The organism is Kitasatospora sp. NPDC093558 (assembly GCF_040683475.1).
GTDB lineage: Bacteria > Actinomycetota > Actinomycetes > Streptomycetales > Streptomycetaceae > Kitasatospora.
Window position 1 is genome coordinate 1 of the sequence record NZ_JBFBDY010001322.1, and the last position, 1,142, is coordinate 1,142.

Annotated in this window: 1 protein-coding gene; it reads right to left on the reverse strand. The window is 71.3% G+C overall.

Annotation, left to right across the window (positions count from 1 at the left end):
* Positions 1–202: 202 nt before the first annotated feature.
* Positions 203–1,142 (reverse strand): CBS domain-containing protein (locus tag AB0O00_RS40690; protein WP_363659692.1); only part of this gene is annotated, 940 nt, incomplete at its 5' end.

Below are 1,142 nucleotides of genomic sequence, written 5' to 3' on the forward strand. Positions count from 1 at the left end.
GCTTCGTCCAGGACCGCACTGGGCCGCGGAGCATCCGCCGGCTTGGGCGCCGGCTTGGGCGTCGGCCTTGCCGGTGTGGCAGGGGTGGGCTTCGCTGGTGCGGTGGGGTGTGCGTCCTCGCGCTTCGGCGAAGGTTGGGTGGGGCCTTCTGCGGGAGCAGGTGTGTGGCGGTCGTTGCGGTCCGGAGGGTTCTGAGGGTCCGTCATCGCTCGAGGTCCGTGGCGTTGATGGCCTCGTTCGGGGCGTCGTCGGCTCGGTGGGCCGGGTGTGGGGCGGGCTCGCGCCGGCGCCAGTCCTCGGGGATGACGGTTTCCAGGATGTCGTCGACGGTGATGACGCCGAGGATCTGGTCCTGGTGGTCGACGACGGGCACGGTGAGGAGGTTGTAGTCGGTCATCAGCAGGGCGACGTCCTCGACGTCGGTGTCCGGTACTACCCGGACCGGTTCGGTGACCATGACCTGTTCCAGGCGGGCGCCCGGATCGGCCTGCAGCAGGGTGACCAGGGTCGCGGTGCCGATCAGCCGGGTTCCGTCCCGGACGACGTGGACGCTGGTGAGGGCCTCGGGCTGCAGGGTCCGGGCCGCCCGGACGAGGCCGAGCACCTCGTTGACAGTGGCGTCCGGGGGTGCGGTGAGGATGTCGAGGGCCATCAGGCCTCCGGCGCTGGAGGGGTTGAAGCCCATCAGGGTGAGGACCTTGGTGCGCTGGCCGGCCGGCAAGGCGTCGAGTACCGGCTGGCGGCGGTTCTGCGGGAGGTCGTTGATCGCGTCGGCGGCGTCGTCCGCGCGCATGCGACCCAGCACCTCGGCGATCTCGCGGTCGCTTTTCTCCGCGAGCAGGCGCGTCTGCGAGTCGGGCTCCAGCTCCTCGAAGACGTCCGCCTCCAGCTCGGGATCGGCGTGGACGGTCTGCAGGATCTCGTGCGATTCGGTGCGGTTGGCGTCCTCCAGCAGGTCCGCCAGGTCGGCCGGCTTGAGCCGGGCCAAGCGCCCGAACGGACCGCGCACGCGCGCCGACTGGGCGTGGCCGATGAGCGGTTCGAAGGACTTCCAGTCCCGCCACTGCGGCTCGCTCTCACCGGCGAGGAAGCCGAACAGGCGGGGGCGGTGCGGGTGGGTGTCCAGACGGTCGACCACCCAG